A 22289-nucleotide genomic window follows, 5' to 3' on the forward strand; every position below is an offset into this window, starting at 1 on the left:
CAACCAATCGCTTTGGCCGAAATCGCTTCGCGAAGTGTTGAGCGCCGCAGTTGATGGTGTTGCGGCACATTTTCGCGCGCGTGAAGTTGTAAGGTTGCTCAGTGCACGAGCGGTTCGACGAGCGAACGGCCGACGCGGCTGAGGGACCGGCCCGAAAGGATCAGCCATGAAAAGAATAAGAAGCTCCATTGCCGCCTTCATCGCACTCGGATTGGTGGTCGCGCCGTCCGTTGTGAGCGCACAAACGTCGGGGACAGGCGCACAAAGTAGCACGAGCGTGCACCCCGGAGCGCCGGCACAGCAAGGCACATATGGAAGTTCCGGACAGACTGTCGGGACAGTTACCGCGCCGTCGATCGGATCATCTAACCAGCCCTCGGTCGGTGTGACAAACTCGGTCCCCACCTGGAATAACACCAACCCGCCGGTCAAGTAGCGACCGCGATACGCTGGCCTCACGCCGCCGGCACGCGCTCCTTCTGCCCCGGCACAGCCGCGAGCAACTCGCGCGTATAGGGATGTTCCGGCGCGGCGAACAGCTGTGCGGTCGGCTTCAGCTCGACGATGGCGCCACGCTGCATCACCGCGATACGGTCGCAGATTTGGGCTGCGACGCGCAGATCGTGGGTGATGAACAGCATCGAGAGGCCGAGGCGCGCCTTGAGGTCTTCGAGCAGCCGCAAGACCTGCGCCTGCACGGAGACGTCGAGCGCGGAGACGGCTTCGTCGGCGACGATGATTTCGGGCTCGAGCGCAAGCGCGCGCGCGATGCCGATACGCTGGCGCTGGCCGCCGGAGAATTCGTGCGGATAGCGCTCGAGCGCGCCGGCATCGAGGCCGACCATCCTGAGGAGATCGCGAGCGCGGTCGAATGCGACCTTCGGATCGGTGCCGGCCGCGATCGGGCCATCGGCGATGATGTGGCCGATCTTGCGGCGCGGATTGAGCGAGGCGAACGGATCCTGAAAAATCATCTGGATGCGATGGCGCTCGGCGCGGAGCGCCTTGCCCGAGAGTTGCGTCAGATCGGTGTCGCCGATCCGCACGGTGCCGCGATCGGCCGCGATCAGCCGCATCACCAGCCGCGCCACCGACGATTTTCCGGAGCCGGATTCGCCGACGAGGCCGAGCGTCTCGCCCTTGAGGATGTTGAAGTTCACAGCGCGCGCGGCATCGACGCGACGGTCTTCGCGAAACCAGCCGCCCGAGGTCACGTAGGTCTTGTCGAGCCCAATCACCTCGACGGCCCTGGCCTGATCGTCCAGCGGCTCGCGCGCCGGCGGGTGCATCGACGGCACGGCGGCGAGCAGTGCCTTGGTGTAATCGTGCTGCGGCGCGTTGAAGACGGTCGCGGCCGGGCCTTCCTCGACGACCTTGCCGTGCCTGAGCACCACGACCTGGTCGGCGATGTCGGCGACCACACCAAAATCATGGGTGATGAACATCACCGCCATGCTGCGATTGCGCTGGAGGTTGCGGATCAGTTTCAGAATCTGCGCCTGCGTGGTCACGTCGAGCGCCGTGGTCGGCTCGTCCGCGACCAGCACGGCCGGTTCGAGCGCGAGTGCCATCGCGATCATGGCGCGCTGGCGCTGGCCGCCGGAGAGCTGGTGCGGATAGGCGCGCACGATGCGTTCGGGGTCGGGCAGGCCGACCTCGCGCGCAAGCGACAGCGCCTTGGCGCGTCGCTCCCTCGCCGTGAGCAGGCCGTGGGCCTCGAACATCTCCGCCATCTGGTCGCCGATCCGCATCAACGGATTGAGTGCGGTCATCGGCTCCTGGAAGATCATCGCGAGACGACGACCGCGCAAATCGCGCCAGCCGTCATCATCGAGCTTGAGCAGGTCCCGGCCTTCGAACTGGATCTCGCCGGAGGTGACCGACACCGTATCAGGCAGCAGGCCCATCAGCGCATGCGCGCACATCGACTTGCCGGAGCCGGATTCGCCGACGACGCAGACGATCTTGCCGGGCCGCAAATCGAGCGAGACGCCATCGACGGCAAAGGGGCGCTCGGCGCCGTTGGGCAGCGCGATCCGCAAATTCTTGATGGAGACGGCGGGTGGGGCGGTCATCATCAGCGTCCTTCCCGCGAGAGGCGCGGATTGAGCGCGTCGTTGAGGCCTTCGCCGATCAGGTTCAGTCCCAACACGGAGATCAGGATGGCGACGCCGGGAAACACCGTGATCCACCAGGCCTGGCGGATCACGGTGCGGCCGGCGCCGACCATGTAGCCCCAGGAGATCAGATTGGGATCGCCAAGCCCGAGGAAGGACAGCGAGGATTCCAGCAGGATTGCGGTCGCCACCATCAGCGAGGCCAGCACGATCACCGGCGACAGCGCGTTGGGCAGAATCTCGCGCAGGATGATCCAGGTGTTGCTCTGTCCGGTCACCACGGCGGCCTGGACATATTCGCGCGTGCGCAGCGACAGCACCTCGCCGCGGACGAGGCGCGCGACCGGCGGCCAGCTCACCACTGCGATCGAGGCCACGATCGAATAGATCGACGGCTGCAGGATCGCGACCAGCACGATCGCGAGCGCAAAGCTCGGAATGGTCTGGAAGAACTCGGTGAAGCGCATCAGCGCGTCGTCGACCTTGCCGCCGAAATAGCCGGCCATGGCGCCAATGGGAACGCCGACGACCAGTGCGACCAGCGTCGAGACGAGGCCGACCAGCAGCGAGACGCGTGCACCGAAGATCATGCCGGCGAACACATCGCGGCCGAGTGCGTCGGTGCCGAGCGGCACGGTCGAGAGCGTGAACGGCGGCAGGAACGGCCGCTGCACCATGCGCCAGGGCGAGTTCGGAAACAGCAGCGGCCCGAACACCGCAATGGAGATAGCAAGCAGAAGGATGACGAGCCCGATGACGCCGCTCGGGCTCCTGAGCATCGATTTCCAGAACTGTTTCATGCGGCGAATTCGATGCGTGGGTCGACCAGGCGATAGACGAGGTCGGTGATGAGGTTGAAGATCAGCACCATGACCGAGCAGGTCACGAAGACGCCGAGCAGCAGATTGTAGTCGCGCTGCAGCAGCGCGTCGTACATCAGACGCCCGATGCCGGGCCAGGCGAACACGGTCTCTGTGATGACGGCGCCGCCGATCAGCGTGCCGGCATGGACGCCGGCGAGCGTGACGACCGGGAGGAGCGCGTTGCGCAGCACATGGCGGCGCTGGATCACGCCGTCGGAGAGGCCCTTGGCGCGCGCGGTCTTGACGAAGTCGAGCCGCTTCACTTCCAGCATCGAGGCCCGCGTCATGCGGGTGTAGGTCGCCATGAAGAACAGGCCGAGCGTCATCGCCGGCATGATCAGGTGCTTTGCGACGTCGACCACATGGGCAAGGCCGGTGAGGTTGGCGCCGACCGTCTCGTAACCGAAGCTCGGCAGCCAGTCGACCGTGACCGAGAACAGCAGAATTCCCATCAGCGCCACCCAGAAGATCGGCATGGCGTAGAAGATCAACGCGAAGATGGTGATGGCGGTGTCGAGGAAGGTCCCGGCGAAGCGGGCGGCGAAAGTGCCGAAGAGAACCCCGAGCGCGAGCGAGATCGCGAAGGCGGTCAGCGTCAGTAGCAGCGTTGCCGGCAGCCGCTCCAGGATGAGCTTCGACACCGGCGCTTGCTGACGGAAGGAGAAGCCGAGGTCGAAGGTCGCGATACCCTTGACGTAGATGAACAGTTGTTCGGGCAGCGGCTTGTCGAGGCCGAATTTTTCCCGGAGCTGCTGAACGAAGACCTGATCGCTGGCGCCGGCCTCGCCCGCCATCACGACAGCGGGGTCGCCGGGCGCGAGCCGGATCAGGAAGAAATTGAGGACGACGATCGCGAGCAGGACGATCACGCCCTTCACGACACGCTGAGCGACGAAGGAGAGCATCTTAGATGGCGATCAGATCAGGTTGAACGTTGCGGCAACCGCGGTGCGCTCCCTCTCCCGCTTGCGGGAGAGGGCAGGGGAGAGGGTATTTCCGCAGAGAGGACGCCAAGTGGAGAGAACCCTCACCCGCTACGCTCTTCGAGCGCAGCGACCTCTCCCGCAAGCGGGAGAGGTGAAGAGAGGTCGCGGCGCGTATGCTCACTTGTCGAGCCATGCGTCCTTGAAGCCGTCATTGACGCCGATCCCGGTGGTGATCAGGTTCTTGACCTTGCAGCGCATGATGGTCGGGAATTGCAGCTCGAGCATCCAGGCCACCGGCACGTCCTCGACCAGGATCTTCTGCGCCTTCTCATAGATCTCCTTGCGCTTGGAGTCGGGCGTTGCGACCGCGCCGTCGGCGAACAGCTTGTCGATCTCGGGGTTGGAGTAGCCCTCGACATTGTTGAACACCTGGCCCTTGGCAATCGCGCTGGAGACGTAATTGCGGCCGACACCGAGCGCGGGGTCGCCGTACTGGTAGAGATAGGTGAAGGCGATGTCGTAATCCCAGTCGCCGATCTTCTGGTTGCCGCCGGCAACGTCGGTCGAGATCGTCTCGATGTTCATGCCGACGTCCATCAGGTTCTGCTTCACGGCTTCGCCCCAGCGCTGCCAGGTCTCGCCATAGGCGAGCGGCAGGATGCGGATCTTCTCGCCCTTGTAGCCGGCTTCCTTCAGCAGCGCCTTGGCCTTGGCCGGATCGTAAGCGTATTTCGGCACGTCGTCGGTGTAGTATTTGATGGTCGAGGCCGAGGGGCCGGTTGCGACCTTGCCGAGCCCGTTCCAGATCACGTCCTTGGCGAAGTCGCGGTCGATCGCGTACATGATCGCCTGCCGCACGCGCTTGTCCGCGAGCGGCCCCTGGCGGTTGTTCAGCCACAGCCAGGCCAGGGGCGAGAAGAACTCCCAGCCGGCGCCGGTGACGCAGGTGTCCTTCAGCTTGGACAGCCGCGGCACGTCAAAGTTCTCGACCGAGCCGCCGGGCAGCACGTCGACCTTGCCGGTCTCGTAGGCCACCGAGCGCGCGGCGGCGTCGGGGATGATCTGCCAGTAGATCTCGTCGAGATAGGGCTTGCCCTTCTCGTAATAGTTCGGGTTCTTGACCAGCCGAATGAACGAGCCCTTCTGCCATTCCTTGAACATGAAGGGGCCGGTGCCGACCGGCGCGTTGTTATAGGGATTGGTCTTCCAGTCGGTGCCCTCATAGAGATGTTTCGGCACCATCGGCATCGAGCCGACCTCGAAGATGCCGAGGAACGGGCCGAACGGCTGCTTCAGCGTGAACACGACGGTGTAGTCGTCGGGCGCCTCGACCTTGTCGACCTGCACGAGGTTGGCGCGGGCGCGCGCATGGGTCTGCTTCAGCATTTCGATCGAGAACAGCACGTCGGCCGCGGTGAAGGGCTTGCCGTCATGCCAGGTCACGCCCTTCCTGAGCTTGAAAGTGTAGGTCTTGGCGTCATCGCTGACGGTCCAGCTCTCGGCGAGCTCCGGAAGCGGCTCGAGCTTGGGGCTGTAGCGCAGCAGGCCCTCGAAGATGTTGCCCGACACCATCTGGACCGGACCGTTCTGGACCATCGCAAGCATCAAGCCGGGCGGCTCGGGCTGGATCACCGCATTGATCACGCCCCCTGTCTTTGGCTCCTGCGCCAGTGCCGAGGCCGTGAGGCCGCAAGCCAGGAGGAGACCAAGCAACACTCGTTTCGACATGTCGTATCTTTCTCAAGCGAGACCGGCCGCAAACGCTTCGCGACGTCCTCGCGCGCGAAGCCACGGCCGGCCCATCCCAGTCCCCATCCACCATCGAGGCTCACATAGTCTCATTCCGCGCCGCAAGATGAAACTCTCGACAGTGTTCGCACAAAAAATGTACAGCGCGTCCTGTTTTCACTTGATTCATTGTCCTGTCACGGAGACAAGTCGGCCCATGGACAACGCCACACGCTCCGAACGATCCCGCAATGCTGCGCTCGAAGCAGCGATCAGGATCATTGCGCGCGACGGGCCCGGCCGGCTGACGCTCGATGCGATCGCGCGCGAGAGTGGTCTCAGCAAGGGCGGCGTGATGCACCAGTTCCGCACCAAGGAAGCGGTGCTGAAGGCGCTGCTCGAGCGGCAAATGGCGCATTTCGAGGAATTTTCGACCCGCTACATGGCGAAGGTGAGCGCAACCTCGGCAAATCCCAATTTGGCGACCCAGCTCGCCACCGTGCGGGAGGCGGCGACGTCGCCGAATTCCGTCGCGCTCGCGCTCGTTGCGGCCGTGGTCGAGAACCCCAGCCTGATGATGTTGCCGCGCGAGCGGGAGATGAAGCGGGTGGCGGCCATCAAGGCGGAGTCCGCCGATCCCGACCTCGCGCTGCTGCGCTGGGCCGCGGCGCGCGGATTGCTGTTGAGCTCGCTGTTCGGCATGTCGCCGCTCAGCAAGGACGAGCATGATCGCCTGTTCGCGCGTCTGCTCGACGACGGGCAGTGGGCAGGCGTCGAACAGCCGGCGAAGGAGCTGCCGACCAAGACGCGCGTCGCCAAATCCGGCGCGGCGCCCACGGCAAAGGCCGCAACCCCGCGCAAACGCGCCTGATTCATCGTTAACAAATTCCGACCGACCGCTGCCCAAAGTCGCGCCTGCGGCCAAATGTGCCATGACGCCATTTCAGTACTTTACAAACCAACTGGTCGGTTTTATAAAACGGAAACACTAAGCGGCCCAAGGCTTCTGAATTGGCCCCGGACGATGCCTTGGGTTGGCAATGGTGAAGGCCGCAGCCGCGTCTGGTCCCATACGCGGTTGCGGCTGCCATCGCCCTCCGAAAAGCCAGAGGAGTTTTGGAATGGATTGCTCGATCGCCCCGCGCGGTCTGGGAGCGCTGATGCTTGGCGCCGCTGTGGCCGGATGCGCCTCTGTCGCGCCCGTGCCCTATTCGGAGATGGCGTCCTCGGCCTATATGGCGCCGGACAAATCGGACGCCTCCGGCCGCGTGCCTTACCGCTATTCCACGCCGGTCGACTGGCGCGCATATAATAAAGTGATCCTCGAGCCCGTCGTGGTCTACCGCGGGAGAGATCACCAGTTCGGCGACATGTCCGACCAGGACAAGGCGACGCTCGCCGCCTACATGCAGACCCGTTTTGCCGAGCGACTGCGCGGTCGCTTCATGCTGGTGCGCGAACGCGCACCGAACACGCTGCGGATCCGGCTGACGCTTACCGGCGCGGTCACCAATACGCCGGTGCTCGGCACGCTCTCCCGCTTCGACATGGCCGGCGCGGTCTACAACGGCGTGCAGGCGGCGCGCGACGGCGAGGGCATGATGACCGGATCGGTCATCTATGGCGTCGAGATCTTTGACGCCGGGACCTCGCGCCTGATCAGCGCCTACGTCACCAAACAATACCCCGGCGCCTACGACATCAAGGCGAGCGTCGGCGCGCTCGCGGCTGCCAATGCCGGCGTTGACAAGGGCGCCGATGCGCTGATGGCGCAACTGAACTGACGCCGCAATCCTCTCAACGAAAGGTGCCGCTGATGAACTTCCTCCTTCGCTTCGTGCTGCGCGTCGCCATCACCATCGCGATGATGATTATTGGCGGTCGCGTCGGCGCCGTCACGCCCAACGATCCCAGCGGCACCTGGCTCGTCGAGGACGGCCGTGCGCGGATCAGGCTCGAGCGCTGCGGCCCGTCGCGCGACCGCATCTGCGGCTTCATCGTCTGGATGAAGGAGCCGGCCGACAAGCGCGGCCAGCCTCTTCGCGACACGGAAAATCCCGATCCCGACAAGCGCGCCCGCGCGCTGCTCGGCCACCAGCTGATCATGGGCCTGCAGGCGACGTCCGATGGCCGGTTCGCCGGCGACATCTACAACGCCGAGGACGGCAGGTTCTATTCCGTCTCGCTGTGGCGCGAATCCACCGACCGCGTCAAGCTCAAGGGTTGCCTGATCAAGCTGTTGTGCCAGACCCAGACCTGGCAGCAGACCCTCGACGCCCAACCCGGCCAGCTGATCGGCCTCACCGGCGATCTCAACGGCCCTCGCGCCGACAAGGAATGGGCGCAAGTGCCGCCGCCGAAGCCGATGCAGGCCAAGGCGAAGTAGGGCGCCCCCTCGCCGGGTCGATGATGTGTCCCGCGCCGTCGCTGCGAATTCCGTCATTGCGAGCGCAGCGACGCAATCCAGACTGCCTCTGCGGAAAGACTCTGGATTGCTTCGCTACGCTCGCAATGACGACGCGGAGATAGTGCGTCTCGGCGGTGGCGCCGTCTTGCGCGGCGTGCCAGACTGGCTCGCGATCACGATCGAGAACCAGAGTGGGGCAGCATGAGCGATCAGTCATTTCCAGGTCAGAATTTGCGTCCGCTGCAACTGCAACTGGGCGCGCAGACAATTGCAGGATTTGAAAGCGCAGGCACAGGACGCCCAATCCTGCTGATCCACGGCAATTCTTCCTCGTCCCGGATCTGGCAGAAGCAGTTGGAGGGGCCGCTCGGCGCCAAATATCGCGTGATCGCGATCGATCTGCCCGGCCACGGCGCCTCGTCGCCGCCGCCCCATCCGGAAAGGGATTATTCAGGTCATGGCTATGCCGCGGCGATCGCTGCCGCTGCCGGCGCGCTCGATCTCACGGGCGCAATCGTCGTCGGCTGGAGCCTCGGCGGCCATGCGGTGCTGAATGCGGCTGCGTCGCTGCCGATGGCGGCCGGGCTGATGATTTTCGGGACGCCGCCGGTAGGCCACGGGCCTGCGGGCTTTGCCGGCTTCAAGAACCTGTCGCCCACGGCGTTCACGGCCGCGCCGACCGAGGCTGAGATCGAGGAGTGGATGCACACGGCGTTTGCGCCGGGCTACACGCCGATCCCAGGTTTCGTGCTGGCGGATTTCCGCAGGACCGACGGCAATGCGCGCGCCTGTCTCGGCGCCGTCGCGCAAAGTGGCGGTCTCGCCGATGAAACCGAGATCGTGCGCAATCTCAGGATTCCGCTGGCGATCGTGCAAGGCGCAGAGGAGCAGATCGTCGATCTCGGCTGGCTGCAGCGCCTGGCCGCGCCGACCCTGTGGCGCGGTGCGGTTCAGGTCGTCGACGGCGCCGGCCATTCCACGCAGTGGGAAAAGCCGGAGGCCTTCAATGCGCTGCTCGACGCATTTGCCTCGGGTACGTGACCGTCTTCACCTTAGCCCTGCGCGCCGAAATCCTTCCAGATAGTGCTGGCGATCCGCATCGTTCGCCCATGGCAGCTGCGTCGCAATCCAGTCCAGCGAGATATTGGGCTGGGTGCGGCGGAGCTCTCCCAGCGCCATAACCGCAAGCGCGCCGTCGCCGGTCATGCCGGCGGAGACCGCGAGCACGCGATAGGCGCCGGTGAGATCGCCGCGATGGCGGATCGCCTCGCGCGCCAGCGCGATGGCCTCGTCATACTGCCGCTCGGTAAAGCGCGCATAGCCGGCGATGCCGTAATAGATCGCCAGCGACGGATCGCGCGGCGAGAGCCTGATGGCCTTTTGCGCCGCCTCGAACGAATCGCCGGGGCGTCCCGCATAGGACAGCGCCAGGGCGTAATAGCCCTGCGCCAATGAGAAGTTCGGATTGAGCGCGAGCGCCTGCTCGAACTCGGACAGTGCGTCCGAAAGCCGGCTGGTCGAGAACCAGACGCTGCCGAGCGCGGCATGAGCCCAGGCATTCTCATGGTCGCAGCGCATCGCGGCGAGCGCGGCGTTCTCCGCGATCGGCGCCGTCGTCGCGAGCTCGGCCCAGCCCAGATGCACGCCGAACATGTGGCTTGCCGCCAGCACCGCCAGCGCCTGGCCGTAATCCGGATCGATCGCGATCGCGCGCTCGAGCAGTTTCTGCGCCGCAACGTGGTCCTGTGGCGTGATCCGCCAGTAATGCGACAGCGCCTGCATCAGCAGGTCCCAGGCGTCCAGGCTCGATGGCGGCTTGCGATGCGTGCGAAAATTCTCCGCGGCGTGGATCTGCGGCTCGATCGCCGCGACGATCCGCTCGGTGATCTCGTCCTGCACGGCGAAGACGTCGACCAGCTCGCGGTCGTATCGCTCGGCCCAGAGATGGCCGCCGGTGGTGGCGTCGTTGAGCTGTGCGGTGATGCGCACGCGGTTGTCCACCTTGCGCACGCTGCCCTCGACGATGTAACGGACGCCGAGCTCCTCGGCGATCTGCTTGAGGTGGACCGCGCGCCCCTTGTACGTGAACGACGAGTTGCGGGCGATTACGATGAACCAGCGCTGCTTCGACAGCGCGGTGAGGATGTCCTCGCTGATCCCGTCGCCGAAATATTCCTGGGCGGGATCGCCGCTCATGTTCTCGAAGGCGAGCACCGCGACGCCTGGACGGTCGGTGGCGACGCGCGGGGAACCCGGTGCCACATCGGTGGAAACAGGCTTTGTTGCCACTTCTTCCCGGACATCGCCGACGAAACGAAAGCCCTTGCGCGGAATCGTCTTGATCAGCCGCTGCGTCGCGCCGTCGTCGCCGAGTGCCTTGCGCGCGGCGTTGATCCGGCTGTTCAGCGCGGAATCCGAGACGATCCGGTCGCTCCAGATCTCGCTGATCAGATCGTCCTTGCTGACGACACGGGCGCGTTCCGCGACGAGGTAGAGCAGCAGATCGAACACCTGCGGCTGCAGCGGCACGGCTGCGCCGCTGCAGGTGAGCTCCCGCAGGTCGCCGTCGAGCACGTTGTTTTCAAAGAGGAATCGCACGTTTCTGTCGTCTCAAGCAAAAATCAAAGTCGTCTCAGGCGAAAATCAACCGTCCGCGAAAGTCTTCCGCCGTCCGGTCCGGCATGGTGCAGAGACCAAACAGTGCCGACGCCTCGGCACAACGGAGCTTTCTATGACCCAACTCGATCATCAGGTGCATTCCATTAGCCCGGAGGTTGCGGGCTCACGCATTTTCAAGTTCATCGCCTTTCTTTACGGAATTGCGGCGTATCTCGTTTTTTTCGTTACGATTGTCTACGCAATCGGCTTTGTGATGGGGCTGGTGGTGCCGAAGACCATCGACACCGGGCCCGACACGCCGACGGCCGAAGCCGTGATCATCAATCTGCTGCTGATGACGCTGTTCGCCGTTCAACACAGCGTGATGGCGCGGCAGCGCTTCAAGGCGTGGTGGACGCAATTCGTCCCCAAGCCGGTCGAGCGCTCGACCTACGTGCTGTTCGCGAGCCTGTCATTGCTCCTCCTGTTCTGGCAATGGCGTCCGTTGCCGTCGGTCATATGGGACGTCGCCAATCCGGATCTTGCCGTGACGCTGGTCACGCTGTCGTTGGCGGGCTGGGTGCTGGTGTTCACCTCGACTTTCATCATCAATCATTTCGAATTGTTCGGATTGCATCAGGTGACCAACCATCTCGTCGGCAAGGAGGCCGCGCCGCCGCGGTTCAAGACGCCGCTGCTCTATAAATTCGTCCGTCATCCGATCTATCTCGGCTTCATCATCGCCTTCTGGGCGGCACCGACCATGACCGCAGGCCATCTGCTGTTTGCGGCCGTGACCACCGCCTACATCTTCGTCGGCATCGCGCTGGAGGAGCACGATCTCGTCGATCTCTTCGGCGACGACTACCGGCAGTACAAACAACGGGTGTCGATGCTTATTCCCTGGCGCCGGTCAGTCTAACCGCCGCGCGCTCCGTCGCGCGTCCGCCAATCGGAGGACGCGCGACGGAACTTCATTTGCAACCCAAGAGTCCCAAACCAGGCATTTCAATCCCAATTTCCATCTCAGGAGACGACCAAGATGAAACATGTCGGACACTGCTTCTGCGGCGCGGTCACGATCGAGGTCACGGGCGAACCAGCGGCGATGGGCTATTGCCATTGCCGTTCCTGCCGGTCGTGGTCGGGTGGACCGGTGAACGCTTTCAGCCTGTGGAAGCCGGAAGCCGTGCGCATCACCGAGGGCGCGCAGAACGTCGAGACCTTCGTCAAGACGCCGCTGAGCCAGCGCAAATATTGCGGGAAGTGCGGCGGTCATCTCATGACCAATCACCCGCCGCTCGATTTGATCGACGTCTTCACCGCCACCATCCCGACGCTCGCCTTCACCCCCGGCGTCCACGTCAACTATTCCGAGACGGTGCTGCCGATGCGCGACGGCCTGCCCAAGCTGAAGGACTTTCCCGCCGAGTTCGGCGGCAGCGGCGAGATGATGCAGGAGTAGAGTGCTCTCTTCCTTCTCCCCTTGTGGGAGAAGGTGGCGCGAAGCGCCGGATGAGGGGTTCTTTCCACTTGCGAGACCGTTCGTGACGATAGAAACCCCTCACCCGGCTTCGATGCTTCGCATCGAATCCACCCTCTCCCGCAAGGGGAGAGGGTGCACCGACAACGTGGCAAGTTACCTCATCCCCGCGCGCCGAAATCCTTCGAGATAATGCGCGCGGTCCTCTTCGCGCAGCATCGGCAGCTCGCGCGTGAGCCAGGCGAGCGAGATGCCGGGCTGGGTGCGTCGCAATCCTTCCAGCGCGGAAGCGGCAAGTGCGGGATCGCCGGACATGCCGGCGGCCGCCGTGAGCACGCGATGCGCCCCGACGAAATCGGCCCGCTGCCGCATCGATTCCCGCGCCATCTGCATGGCGTCCTCGTAATTGCGGCCGATGAACTGGGCGTAGCCGGCAACGCCGCAATAGATCGCGGCGAGCGGATCGCGCGGGCTGAGCTGCAGCGCGCGGCGTGCAGCCGCATCGCCGTCCTGCCATCGTCCCGCGTAGCACAGCGTGACGCCGTAAAAGGCGTGCGCCATCGCGAAATTCGGATTGAGCTGCAAAGCCAGCTCGAACTCCGCCAGCGCGTCGTCGAAGCGGCGGCGGAACAGATACGTATAGGCGAGACCGTGATGGGCCCAGGCATCGTCGCGATCGGCCTCCACCGCGGCCAATGCCGCGCGTTCGGCAACCGGGACAGTCGCGGCCATATCGGCCCAGCCCATATGCGCACCAAAAATGTGGCTGGTGGCGAGCAGGCCCAGCGCCTTGCCATAGGCAGGGTCGATCGCGATCGCGTGCTTCAGCAGCGCCTGCGCCGCTGCATTGTCCTCGCGCGTGATGTGCCAGTAATGCGACAGCGCGCGCATCACGAAGTCCCAGGCATCGAGGCTGCCCGGCGGCTTCTGCTGGGCGCGAAAATTTTCGGCGGCGTAGAGCTGAGGCTCGATCGCGGCGACGATGGCTTCGGTGATCTCGTCCTGGACGGCAAAGATGTCGGCGAGCTCGCGGTCGTAGCGCTCGGCCCAGAGATGGCCGCCGGTCGAGACGTCGTTGAGCTGGGCCGAGATGCGCACGCGATCGCCGCTTCGCCGCACGCTGCCCTCGAGCACGTAGCGCACGCCGAGCTCGCGCGCGATCTCGTGGAGATGCACGGCGCGGCCCTTGTAGACGAAGGATGAGTTGCGCGCGACCACGAAGAACCAGCGCAGCTTCGACAGCGCGGTAATGATGTCTTCGCTGATGCCGTCGGAGAAATAATCCTGCTCGCGATCGCCGCTCATATTGGTGAAGGGCAGCACGGCAATCGCGGGGCGGTCGGGTAGCGCAGGTGAGGCGTGCGACGTTGTGACGCTGCGGCGCGGTTCTACCGCTGATGCGGTGGACTTGGTCTCGACATCGCCGACGAAGCGAAAGCCTTTTCGCGCGATAGTACGAATCAAGGTCTGGTTTGCGCCGCTGTCGCCGATCGCCTTGCGCGCCGCATTGATCCGGCTGGTCAATGTCGATTCGGAGACGCTGCGGCCGTGCCAGATCTTGTCGATCAGCTCGTCTTTGCTGACGACCCGGTCGCGGTTTTCCATGAGATGGACGACGAGGTCGAAGACCTGCGGTTCCACGGACACGGGAACCTGCTCGCGGCTCAGCTCGCGCAAGTCGGTATCGAGAAGGTGGTCCCGGAACAGAAACTGCACGTCGAAAACTCGGGCCTCACAACGACTTCAGGCAATAATGAAATCAAAATGGATTTCGCCCTGAACTCTGTAAGTCCGCCGGGAGGTCGGGCCGGTTCACTGCAATCGCTGGATGGCTGCTATGCCATTTGCGCGGAGGAATACAACCTGAGTTAGAATGTCGCGGTTTTGGCCAGTTTGTCGCGGCATCCGGACAATAACCGGATGCCGCGGCTGAGCATCACGGGCAGGGATGGCGCCGGCCGTCGTTGCCGAGATACATGCCCGTATTCGGATTGTAGGATTTGTAGCGCTGCATGCAGTATTGCACGTCGCCCTCGGGCGGCGGTCCATATCCGGCGGGCGGCGGCGCATAGCCCGGCCCGTCATAATAAGGTGAGCCGTAATAGTAGGGCGCCGCGACCGCGCCGCCGATGATCGCGCCGGCTGCAAGCCCGCCGACGAACGCGCCGCCGCCCCAACCCCAGCCGCGCCGTCCGTACCAGCGCACTTGTTCGACCTGGTTGGGCGCAGCCTGCGTCATCGCCAGCGGCTGTCCGATCGGCGCCGCCGATGCCGCGGTCGATGTCGCAGCCGACAGGCTCGCCAGCAGACAAGCTCCGGCAACGAAGCGAAACGATTTCAACATTGTGCTCTCCTCGTCATGCGGCGGCTCACGCGCCGCGCGAAATTGATAGTGCAAGTGGAGAAGCGCGCTGAATTAAAATTTGGTCAGGATGCGTGACGACGTTGGGGTAGTCGCGCGCGATCTCCCATCGTCGTCCGGGCGAAGACTGAGAATGTGTGACGAACGGTGAATGTCCATTGCCGAACACCGCCGCCCGCGTAAGCTACCCCCACACAAAACGCCAACCATGAAGAAACGCCCATGCCCGCCTTTCCTGCCTCGACCACCGTGCTCGACTCCATGCTGTTTCGCGATGCCTTCGGCACGCCTGCGATGCGCGAGGTGTTTTCCGACGTCGCGCTGGTTGCGCGCTATGCCGAGGTCGAGGTGGCGCTGGCAAAGGCGGAGGCACGATGCGGCGTGATCCCGCAAGCTGCCGCCGACCAGATCGCGGCGCGGACCGATGTCACAGCGCTCGACTTCGATCTGCTGCGGCAGGAGACCGACATCGTCGGCTATCCGATCCTGCCGCTGGTGCATCAGATGGTGAAGCAATGCGGCGAGGCCGGCCGCTACGTGCATTGGGGCGCGACCACGCAGGACATCATGGACACCGCCGTGGTGCTGCAGTTGCGCGCGGGGCTCGCAATCATCGAACGCGACATTGCCGAGCTGCGAAAAATCCTCGCCGATCTCTCCAAGCGTCATCGCGACACGCCGATGGCCGGCCGTACCCACCTCCAGCAGGCGCTGCCGGTGACCTTCGGCTACAAGACCGCGATCTGGCTCGCGATGTTCGACCGCCACGCCGAGCGTCTTGAGCAATTGAAGCCGCGGGTTCTCGTCGGCCAGTTTGCCGGCGCCGCCGGCACGCTGGCCTCGCTCGGCGACAAGGGGTTCGAGGTGCAGGAGGCGCTCTGCGCCGAGCTCAAGCTCGGCGTTCCTGCCTCGACCTGGCACGTCGCGCGCGACGGCTTTGCGGAAGCCGTGAATTTTCTCGCGCTCGTCACTGGCTCGCTCGGCAAGATCGCGCTCGACATCATGATCATGGCCTCGACCGAATTCGCCGAGGTCTACGAGCCCTTCGTCAAGGGCCGCGGCGCCTCCTCGACCATGCCGCAGAAGCGCAACCCGATCTCCTCGGAGCTGATGCTTGCCGCGTCCAAGGCGGTGCGCCAGCACGCGGGCCTGATGCTCGATGCCATGGTGCAGGATTTCGAGCGCGCCACCGGTCCGTGGCACGCCGAATGGATGGCGATCCCCGAGAGTTTCGTGCTGACCGCAGGCGCGCTGCATCAGGCGAAATTCGCGCTCGCCGGCCTCATCGTGGACGAGGCAAAGATGAACGACAACCTCGCCCTTAGTCGGGGTCTGATTGTGGCCGAAGCGGTCATGATGGGACTGGCGCCGCAGATCGGCCGGCAGGATGCGCACGACGTGGTCTACGACGCCTGCCGGCTCGCCAACGAGAAGGGCATCAGCCTTGCCGATGCGCTGTCGGCCGATCCGCGCGTCGTGGCCCAGATCGATCGCACAACCATCGAGGCCCTCACTTCACCGAAAAATTACCTCGGCCTTGCGCCTGCCATGGTCGACCGGGTGCTGAAATCGGCAACGCGTTGAAAACCAAACTGCGTGAAACTCCGTATCATCGCTGTCTCCAAGACGCTCGCACACTTGTGTCTCGTGATGCTAGACTTAGATTGAACGAGAGATTCCGACAGAGGACCCGGCATGACCGATCAACGCAATTCCGCCACTTCCATCGATCCGGTGAAACTCGACCGGCTGGCTGAGGTGGCGGTGAAGGTGGGACTGGGCTTGCGGCCGGGACAGGACCTTCTCTTGACGGCGCCGGCGATCGCACTGCCGCTGGTGCGCCGGATCGCCGCGCACGCCTACAAGGCCGGCGCCGGCATCGTGACGCCGATCCTCTCAGATGAAGAGATGACGCTGGCGCGCTATCGCCACGGCCATGACAACAGCTTTGATCGCGCCGCCAACTGGCTCTACGAGGGCATGGCCAAGGCGTTCTCGAACAACACCGCGCGTCTCGCCATCGTCGGCGACAATCCGATGCTGCTGTCGGGCGAAGATGCGTCCAAGGTCGCGCGCGCCAGCAAGGCCAATTCCGTGGCCTATCAGCCGGCGCTGGAAAAGATCGTCAATTTCGACACCAACTGGAACATCATTGCCTATCCGAGTCCGTCCTGGGCGAAGCAGGTGTTTCCGGACGACTCCGAAGAGGTCGCGGTCGGCAAGCTTGCGGACGCGATCTTCGCGGCGTCACGCGTCGATCGCGAAGACGCCACGGCCAATTGGGCAAGCCACAATGCGGTGCTGCGCGAGCGCACCAACTGGCTCAACGGCCAGCGTTTCCGCGCGCTGCAATATTCAGGTCCTGGGACCGACCTCACCATCGGGCTTGCCGACGGTCATGAATGGGAAGGCGGCGCCTCGCTCGCCAAGAACGGCATCAGTTGCAACGCCAACATTCCGACCGAAGAGGTCTTCACCACGCCGCATTGCCGGCGGGTCTATGGCCACGTTGTGAGCTCGAAGCCGCTGTCCTACCAGGGCACGCTGATCGACGACATCGCGGTGCGCTTCGAGGACGGCAGGATCGTCGATGCCAAGGCCTCGCGCGGTGCGGAGGTGCTGAACAAGGTGCTCGACACCGACGAGGGCGCGCGCCGGCTCGGCGAAGTGGCGCTGGTGCCGCACTCCTCGCCGATCTCGCAGAGCGGGCTGTTGTTCTACAACACGCTGTTCGACGAGAACGCAGCGTCCCACATCGCGCTCGGCCAGTGCTACTCGAAGTGCTTCGTCAACGGCGCGCAGCTCACCCCGCAGCAGATCGCAGCTCAAGGCGGCAACCAGAGCCTGATCCATATCGACTGGATGATCGGCTCGGCCGAGACCGACATCGACGGCATTCTGGCCGACGGCAGCAAGGTGCCGGTGTTCCGCAAGGGTGAGTGGGCGAAGTAGGGTTCTTCACCTCTCCCGTAGGGAGAGGTCGGATCGCATCGTAGATGCGATCTGGGTGAGGGCTTGCGCTCTCACCGAATGCTGCGGCCCCTCACCCGGATTGCTGCGCAATCCGACCTCTCCCCGTCGGGGAGAGGTAAGCTCCCGGCGACAATCTTTCCTGAACTCATGCTTTAGCGCGTCGCCTCATGCCGCCGCGTTGCGCAGCATCGGGTTGTTGTCGATGCTGAAGCGGTTGAACAGTGTCGTGAACGGGCTGCCGTCGGTTGCTCGCACGATGGCGTCGGAAGCCGCGACCGCCTCGTAGAGCGCGCCGACCGGATCGTCCGCCTCAGGCAGGTCGAGGCGCATGCGGATCTCCTCTCTCGCCTCGTTGATGTCGTCCTCGTCGTCGCGCGTCGCCTCCAGCGCATCCGCTGCGCGCCGCATCTCCTGGAGATCGCCGCCGGCGGAGAATTTGAGGATGTCGAGCCAATAGGGGTGGGCGACGATGAGCTGGATGAACGCCTCGAAACTGTCGGCGATAACGCCCGCGCGCCCCTCCGATGAGACGTAGAGCACATGTTGCGACGGCAGCAGCACGAAGGCACCGCCTGAGCCGTCACTGCCGATCTGCAGGGGGCTTTCGACGCCGTCGATCGTGAACCAGGGCTCCTCGTCCGGCGCGAACGAGACATCGAGGCTGCCGAGCCAGGCGACGACCTCGCCTTGGGCTGTCAGGAGCTCTGGGGTCAGGGGCATCGATGGGGCTCCTTCTAGGTCGTTCCGCGCACTTTGTCGCACCCCGGAAAAGATCGGTTCATGTGCGCGAATTTGCAGGGAAATCCCGACGTTAACCGCTTCGCATCTGCAACTTGCGGCTGATTGTCGGTGCCAGCGTAAGGAAGAATTAAAAACCGGCTACTAGCGTTCCCAGCATCTTTCGAAACAATCCGGGATTAAGCCCGGTTAATCATATTACCTTCTGGGGAAGCAGATGTCGCGGGCATTGATTGAAATCGGTAGTTGCAACGTGGATCTGGAGCCGCGGCCGATCGAGCCGGCCTGGATCATCGAGGGCAATCCGGTCTCGCGCTCGCACATCCTCTCGACCAGCTCGGACGGCACCTCCTCGACCATCATCTGGTCCTGCACCGAAGGCCGCTTCAACTGGTACTATGATTTCGACGAGACGATCATGATCCTGGAAGGATCGATCGTGCTCGAAAGCGACGGCATGCCGCCGAAGCGCTACGGCGTCGGCGACGTCGTCTTCTTCCGCGACGGCGCGCATGCCAAATGGCATGTCGAAGGCCACGTCAAGAAGATCGCCTTCTGCCGCAAGACCAACCCGGCCGTCATCGGCTTCATGATCCGCGTCGTCAATAAGCTGAAGCGGATGTTCCTCTCGCCCGGCGAGCGCCGCCCCGCAACCCTGATGGGTGCCGGCTAGTCTCTTTATCATCTCTTTAAAGGACGCTTCCCAGCGGCCACGACGGAAGAGGGGGCGGGACCAACATCCCGGCCCCTCTTTCGCGTCATGACGGCAGTTCGAGCCGGTAGACATCGGTCGCGGTCTGCGAGAACAGCGCCGTCTTCTCCGTCTCGCTCAGGGGTGCTGCGATGCGCTTGAAGGCGTTGAAGATCACCTGGTAGCTGCACTGACCCTTGTCCGGCGGGAAATTGCTTTCGAACATCGCGCGCCGCACGCCGAACGCCTCGATGCAGGTTTCGATATAGGGCTTCCACGCCGCGGCGAGCTCTTCGGATGACGGCGGTTTGGGACGCAGATGGAAGTCGTAGCCGAGCAGGCACATCGCGAGCCCGCCGAGCTTCACGACCACGTTCTCGCACTTCGCGATCTCCTGGATCGAGGCGCGCCACTGCGGAAACACCTCCTCGCGCCGTCCGGCGAAGCGGCCGACGCCGGCCGGGCCGCCGCAATGATCGAGCACGATCCTGGTATCGGGAAAGGCGCGCGCCAGCTCGGTCAGCTCGCCGATCTGCGGATGAAACAGCCAGGCATCGAAGCTGAGGTTCAGGGGTGCAAGGCAGGCAAAGCCCTTGCGGAAGGCCGGATCCTGCAACAGTCCCTTCGGCCTGTTGGCGTACATGCCGGCGACAACGGGGTCCTTGTCCCAGGCGGATGAATGCCGGATGCCGCGGAAGCGACCGTTGCCGGCGGCGATCTCCGCCTCCAGCACCGGCTTGGCGGCGTCGCCGAGCAGCAGGTTCACATGGCTGACAATGCCGGCGCAGATCGCAGCCTTGCCGTATCCGCCGCTCGCGCCCATCGCAGCGACGCCGTTGGCGAACTCGACCTCCCCGACGGGCCGGAACGCCTCGGGCCCATGCGCACGGTACATCGAGCGGCAATCGACATAGACGGTGGCGATGATGTTGTGGCCGGAGGCGATGTCGGCGGCCATCTCCTCGATCAGATAACGATGGCCGCGATTCCAGAGATGATGATGCGGATCGACGATCGGCCGCGCGGGATCGATGATCTCTTCCTGATATTGCGCGAGCCAGTCCTCGCGCGGCTCGACGAATAGCCCGCTGGTGTTGGCGGGCAGACCGCTTGCAGCCATCGACGTTTGCTCCCTCTGTTTTTATGGCGGGAGCCTAGCACCTCATCTCATCATGCAGCAGCGCGCCTTGCGCAACCGCACCCGTCATCGCGAGCACGGCGAGATCGTCGTCACCCCTTGCGCCGCGTCGCCCTCACATCCACCACCAGCCGCCAATCGGCGGCCGTGGCGGGTTTGACCTCACCGAGCCAGTGAAAGGAATCATCTGTGATTTCAACGAAACTCCAGCGCGTGAGCTCGCCGGCCTCGGTCGTGCCTTCCTGCACGATGTCCTCGCCGCGCGAACGACCGATCTGCTGACGGAACACACCGCGCCCGGGATCGAACCAGGAAATCCGCCATGCGGAAATGGAGGGATCATAAACGCGCAGCGTCGTGCCGTACCAATTACCAGCGATCGGAAAGGCGGGCGCACCGGCTGGGCGGGGAATGATCCAGACGTCCTGCACCGCGCGTCCTTCCAGCACCCAGCCGAAATGGATTTCGCCGGGCGCAGTGTGTTTCGTTCCGTCGGCGTCTCGGGCCGTGATCTCGGCGTCCCAGTCGCCGACGAAGCGGCCATAGAGCTGAAGCGCCGCCGCGTGCTCGGGGTTGGGTCCGTCCGCGTGCAACAATCTCGCAAAGTCGGTCATGTCGATCTCCTGTTGCAAGGAGATCAGCACGACCAGCCGGCAGCCGACTTGGAGAAAATTGCGCGTCAGACCCCGTCGAGTATGATTACCGTCGGCGTCGTCGGCAGCGTATCCCGCGATATCCGCAACGAACGCTCGGTGCGGCGGTCAATCTCGAACTGTTGCCCGATCAGGCGCATGAACTCGTCGAGCGGGGTTGCGAAGCGGTGCATCGGCAGCACTACGGAGGCGCGCAGACGCTTGGTGATCTCCGAGACCCCGTCGAGCGACATGGTGTAGGTGCCGTCGATCGGCACCATGACGATGTCGAGCCGCCCGATCTGGGCGAAATGGCTGTCATCGAGCTTGTGGTGCAAATGGCCGAGATGGCCGATGCAGAGGCCTGCGACCTCGAAGATGAAGATCGAATTGCCGTCGCGGATCATGTCCGTTCCGGAATCGTCACCAAAGTAGCGGCGAATGTCGGTCGTGACGTTGCGGATGAAGGTGTCGCCGATCCGCTCCGACACAAGGGCCGGCTTGCCGTCCTCGCCCCAGCCATGCAGCACATGGGGAATGCGCTTGTCGGGATTGAGCGAAAAGTGGGTGCTGTGGGCCCGGTTCATGGTGACGACATCGGGCAGCCGGCCGACCTGATAGGCGCCGCTGTAGTCGGTCGCGATGCGCACCCCGCCCGGCGTGTCGATGAAATAGGTGGAGTGGCCGGCATAGGTGATCTCGACCTCGGCCGCAGCGGCCGCCTGCTGGAAGGCGACCGGCATCGCGCGGGGCGCAGCGTTCGCCATCGCCAGGCATTCGCTGCGTTGAGGTGGCTGCTGCTGGGCGAGGGCAGGTGTAGCCAGCCAACCGAGAAATGCAAAAGCCGTCAGCAATAACCGAAACATGCAGAACCGTCCGCCGCTCATCGACGATCTGTTGAGTGTATCTACGAATTATCCTCGCGTCATGTGGTGCCGGCCAGCCGCGCCAATCCGCCGTTTGCCCCAATCAGCTTCACGGCCTTCTTGTCGAAGGATACGAAAGTGTCGGCTCCAAGCCAGTTGCCTTCGTGGGCGATGATGCCATCGGCGAAATCGCCCCCGGCATCAAGGAGCGCCAATCCAGCTTCGGCTGCCGGCCGGTCGACGACCGCATTGGAAGCATTGATCAAGTGCCGGATCGAAGCCGCGATATTCACAGCGGAAGTTTTGTAGCCTCGCGAGAGGACCCAGACCAATTCGCATAATGCGGAAATTGAGATGGCGACGACGTCTGCCTTCTTGAGAAGGGCTTCGGCCGCCTTGCTCTGTTCGGCGTTATCCCCGACCAGAACCCGTACCAGGACGTTGGTGTCGGCTGTTATCTTCATCGCTTGCCGGCCCAGCCGTCAGCAATGATCTCATTCATTTCTTCGATAGATAGCGATCGACCGTTCGTTTTTCCTTTCAGGAAGCCGAAGGCGTCCGAAATCTTTCCGGTCGGCCGAGCTGCCTTCACCTCAACTCGCCCCCCCGGGAGCTTTTCTATCGAGATCTTGTCGCCCGGATGCACGCCGAGGTGATCCAGGAGATCCTTCCGCAAAGTAACCTGGCCCTTTGCCGTGACGGTGAGTGTGCCCATAGGAAACTCGATGATTGATGTCACCTAAAAGTAAGGCAACTTAGCCTTACTT

At 63.9% G+C, this 22289-nt stretch carries 23 protein-coding genes; 10 read left to right on the forward strand and 13 right to left on the reverse strand.

Features of this window, described 5'->3' with window-relative positions; translation table 11 throughout:
* Nucleotides 1-166: 166 nt before the first annotated feature.
* Nucleotides 167-436 (forward strand): hypothetical protein, encoded by a 270-nt coding sequence (locus tag V1280_RS46915; RefSeq protein ID WP_442895182.1) that lies wholly within the window; start codon nucleotides 167-169, stop codon nucleotides 434-436.
* A gap of 19 nt (nucleotides 437-455) precedes the next feature.
* On the opposite strand, the gene V1280_RS32980 is transcribed toward V1280_RS46915, so the two are convergent.
* The 4 genes from V1280_RS32980 to V1280_RS32995 all read right to left on the reverse strand — a co-directional run bounded on the left by V1280_RS32980 (nucleotide 456) and on the right by V1280_RS32995 (nucleotide 5634).
* Complete coding sequence (locus tag V1280_RS32980) at nucleotides 456-2075, reverse strand: ABC transporter ATP-binding protein (protein ID WP_334538477.1); 1620 nt, start codon at nucleotides 2073-2075, stop codon at nucleotides 456-458.
* A gap of 2 nt (nucleotides 2076-2077) precedes the next feature.
* Complete coding sequence (locus V1280_RS32985; RefSeq protein WP_334534374.1) at nucleotides 2078-2917, reverse strand: ABC transporter permease; 840 nt, start codon at nucleotides 2915-2917, stop codon at nucleotides 2078-2080.
* The gene (locus V1280_RS32990) at nucleotides 2914-3885 is read right to left on the reverse strand and encodes an ABC transporter permease (RefSeq protein WP_334534376.1); all 972 of its coding nucleotides are present in this window, start codon (nucleotides 3883-3885) and stop codon (nucleotides 2914-2916) included. Before V1280_RS32990 ends, V1280_RS32985 begins: the two co-directional genes overlap by 4 nt.
* Nucleotides 3886-4083: 198 nt before the next feature.
* Nucleotides 4084-5634 (reverse strand): ABC transporter substrate-binding protein, encoded by a 1551-nt coding sequence (locus V1280_RS32995; protein ID WP_334534379.1) that lies wholly within the window; start codon nucleotides 5632-5634, stop codon nucleotides 4084-4086.
* Nucleotides 5635-5851: 217 nt separating this feature from the next.
* Between V1280_RS32995 and V1280_RS33000 the strand changes: the two genes are divergently transcribed.
* The 4 genes from V1280_RS33000 to V1280_RS33015 all read left to right on the forward strand — a co-directional run bounded on the left by V1280_RS33000 (nucleotide 5852) and on the right by V1280_RS33015 (nucleotide 9082).
* Nucleotides 5852-6505 carry a TetR/AcrR family transcriptional regulator gene (locus tag V1280_RS33000; protein ID WP_334534382.1) on the forward strand — a complete coding sequence of 218 codons (654 nt, stop codon included), beginning with the start codon at nucleotides 5852-5854 and terminating at the stop codon, nucleotides 6503-6505.
* Nucleotides 6506-6755: 250 nt separating this feature from the next.
* The gene (locus tag V1280_RS33005) at nucleotides 6756-7418 is read left to right on the forward strand and encodes a DUF3313 domain-containing protein (RefSeq protein WP_334534385.1); all 663 of its coding nucleotides are present in this window, start codon (nucleotides 6756-6758) and stop codon (nucleotides 7416-7418) included.
* A 32-nt stretch (nucleotides 7419-7450) separates the two neighbouring features.
* Nucleotides 7451-8020 (forward strand): DUF2147 domain-containing protein, encoded by a 570-nt coding sequence (locus V1280_RS33010; protein ID WP_334534388.1) that lies wholly within the window; start codon nucleotides 7451-7453, stop codon nucleotides 8018-8020.
* Between the two features lie 222 nt (nucleotides 8021-8242).
* Nucleotides 8243-9082 carry an alpha/beta fold hydrolase gene (locus V1280_RS33015; RefSeq protein WP_334534391.1) on the forward strand — a complete coding sequence of 280 codons (840 nt, stop codon included), beginning with the start codon at nucleotides 8243-8245 and terminating at the stop codon, nucleotides 9080-9082.
* Nucleotides 9083-9088: 6 nt separating this feature from the next.
* Here V1280_RS33015 and V1280_RS33020 read toward each other — a convergent pair whose 3' ends face one another.
* Nucleotides 9089-10639: a winged helix-turn-helix domain-containing tetratricopeptide repeat protein gene (locus V1280_RS33020; RefSeq protein ID WP_334534394.1), complete on the reverse strand. Its 1551-nt coding sequence runs from the start codon at nucleotides 10637-10639 to the stop codon at nucleotides 9089-9091.
* Between the two features lie 133 nt (nucleotides 10640-10772).
* On the opposite strand from V1280_RS33020, the gene mddA reads away from it, so the two are divergent.
* Together mddA and V1280_RS33030 are read left to right on the forward strand one after the other, a co-directional pair.
* Entirely contained in the window at nucleotides 10773-11561 is a 789-nt protein-coding gene (gene mddA / locus V1280_RS33025) for a methanethiol S-methyltransferase (RefSeq protein ID WP_334534397.1), read from the forward strand.
* A gap of 120 nt (nucleotides 11562-11681) precedes the next feature.
* On the forward strand, nucleotides 11682-12104 hold the full coding sequence (locus V1280_RS33030; protein ID WP_254134828.1) for a GFA family protein: 423 nt from the start codon (nucleotides 11682-11684) through the stop codon (nucleotides 12102-12104).
* 174 nt (nucleotides 12105-12278) lie between these two features.
* On the opposite strand, the gene V1280_RS33035 is transcribed toward V1280_RS33030, so the two are convergent.
* Nucleotides 12279-13838 (reverse strand): winged helix-turn-helix domain-containing protein, encoded by a 1560-nt coding sequence (locus V1280_RS33035; RefSeq protein ID WP_334534406.1) that lies wholly within the window; start codon nucleotides 13836-13838, stop codon nucleotides 12279-12281.
* A 220-nt stretch (nucleotides 13839-14058) separates the two neighbouring features.
* Nucleotides 14059-14466, reverse strand: a complete 408-nt coding sequence (locus V1280_RS33040; RefSeq protein WP_334534409.1) for a BA14K family protein — start codon at nucleotides 14464-14466, stop codon at nucleotides 14059-14061.
* A gap of 240 nt (nucleotides 14467-14706) precedes the next feature.
* On the opposite strand from V1280_RS33040, the gene pcaB reads away from it, so the two are divergent.
* Together pcaB and V1280_RS33050 are read left to right on the forward strand one after the other, a co-directional pair.
* On the forward strand, nucleotides 14707-16068 hold the full coding sequence (gene pcaB, locus V1280_RS33045; RefSeq protein ID WP_334534412.1) for a 3-carboxy-cis,cis-muconate cycloisomerase: 1362 nt from the start codon (nucleotides 14707-14709) through the stop codon (nucleotides 16066-16068).
* A 111-nt stretch (nucleotides 16069-16179) separates the two neighbouring features.
* On the forward strand, nucleotides 16180-17436 hold the full coding sequence (locus V1280_RS33050) for an aminopeptidase (protein ID WP_334534415.1): 1257 nt from the start codon (nucleotides 16180-16182) through the stop codon (nucleotides 17434-17436).
* Nucleotides 17437-17622: 186 nt separating this feature from the next.
* Here the strand turns inward: V1280_RS33050 and V1280_RS33055 are convergent, their stop codons facing one another.
* The gene (locus V1280_RS33055) at nucleotides 17623-18177 is read right to left on the reverse strand and encodes a hypothetical protein (protein WP_334534421.1); all 555 of its coding nucleotides are present in this window, start codon (nucleotides 18175-18177) and stop codon (nucleotides 17623-17625) included.
* A 235-nt stretch (nucleotides 18178-18412) separates the two neighbouring features.
* Here V1280_RS33055 and V1280_RS33060 point away from each other — a divergent pair, with 235 nt between their 5' ends.
* Nucleotides 18413-18868, forward strand: a complete 456-nt coding sequence (locus V1280_RS33060; protein WP_334534424.1) for a cupin domain-containing protein — start codon at nucleotides 18413-18415, stop codon at nucleotides 18866-18868.
* Nucleotides 18869-18953: 85 nt separating this feature from the next.
* On the opposite strand, the gene V1280_RS33065 is transcribed toward V1280_RS33060, so the two are convergent.
* The 5 genes from V1280_RS33065 to V1280_RS33085 all read right to left on the reverse strand — a co-directional run bounded on the left by V1280_RS33065 (nucleotide 18954) and on the right by V1280_RS33085 (nucleotide 22237).
* Entirely contained in the window at nucleotides 18954-20006 is a 1053-nt protein-coding gene (locus V1280_RS33065) for an amidohydrolase family protein (RefSeq protein WP_334534427.1), read from the reverse strand.
* A gap of 110 nt (nucleotides 20007-20116) precedes the next feature.
* Nucleotides 20117-20638 carry a hypothetical protein gene (locus V1280_RS33070; RefSeq protein WP_334534430.1) on the reverse strand — a complete coding sequence of 174 codons (522 nt, stop codon included), beginning with the start codon at nucleotides 20636-20638 and terminating at the stop codon, nucleotides 20117-20119.
* A 65-nt stretch (nucleotides 20639-20703) separates the two neighbouring features.
* Nucleotides 20704-21522: an MBL fold metallo-hydrolase gene (locus tag V1280_RS33075; RefSeq protein ID WP_334534432.1), complete on the reverse strand. Its 819-nt coding sequence runs from the start codon at nucleotides 21520-21522 to the stop codon at nucleotides 20704-20706.
* A gap of 59 nt (nucleotides 21523-21581) precedes the next feature.
* Nucleotides 21582-21986 (reverse strand): type II toxin-antitoxin system VapC family toxin, encoded by a 405-nt coding sequence (locus V1280_RS33080; protein ID WP_334534435.1) that lies wholly within the window; start codon nucleotides 21984-21986, stop codon nucleotides 21582-21584.
* Nucleotides 21983-22237: an AbrB/MazE/SpoVT family DNA-binding domain-containing protein gene (locus V1280_RS33085; RefSeq protein ID WP_334534438.1), complete on the reverse strand. Its 255-nt coding sequence runs from the start codon at nucleotides 22235-22237 to the stop codon at nucleotides 21983-21985. Before V1280_RS33085 ends, V1280_RS33080 begins: the two co-directional genes overlap by 4 nt.
* Nucleotides 22238-22289 lie beyond the last annotated feature (52 nt).

Source organism: Bradyrhizobium sp. AZCC 2230 (assembly GCF_036924495.1).
GTDB lineage: Bacteria > Pseudomonadota > Alphaproteobacteria > Rhizobiales > Xanthobacteraceae > Bradyrhizobium > Bradyrhizobium rifense.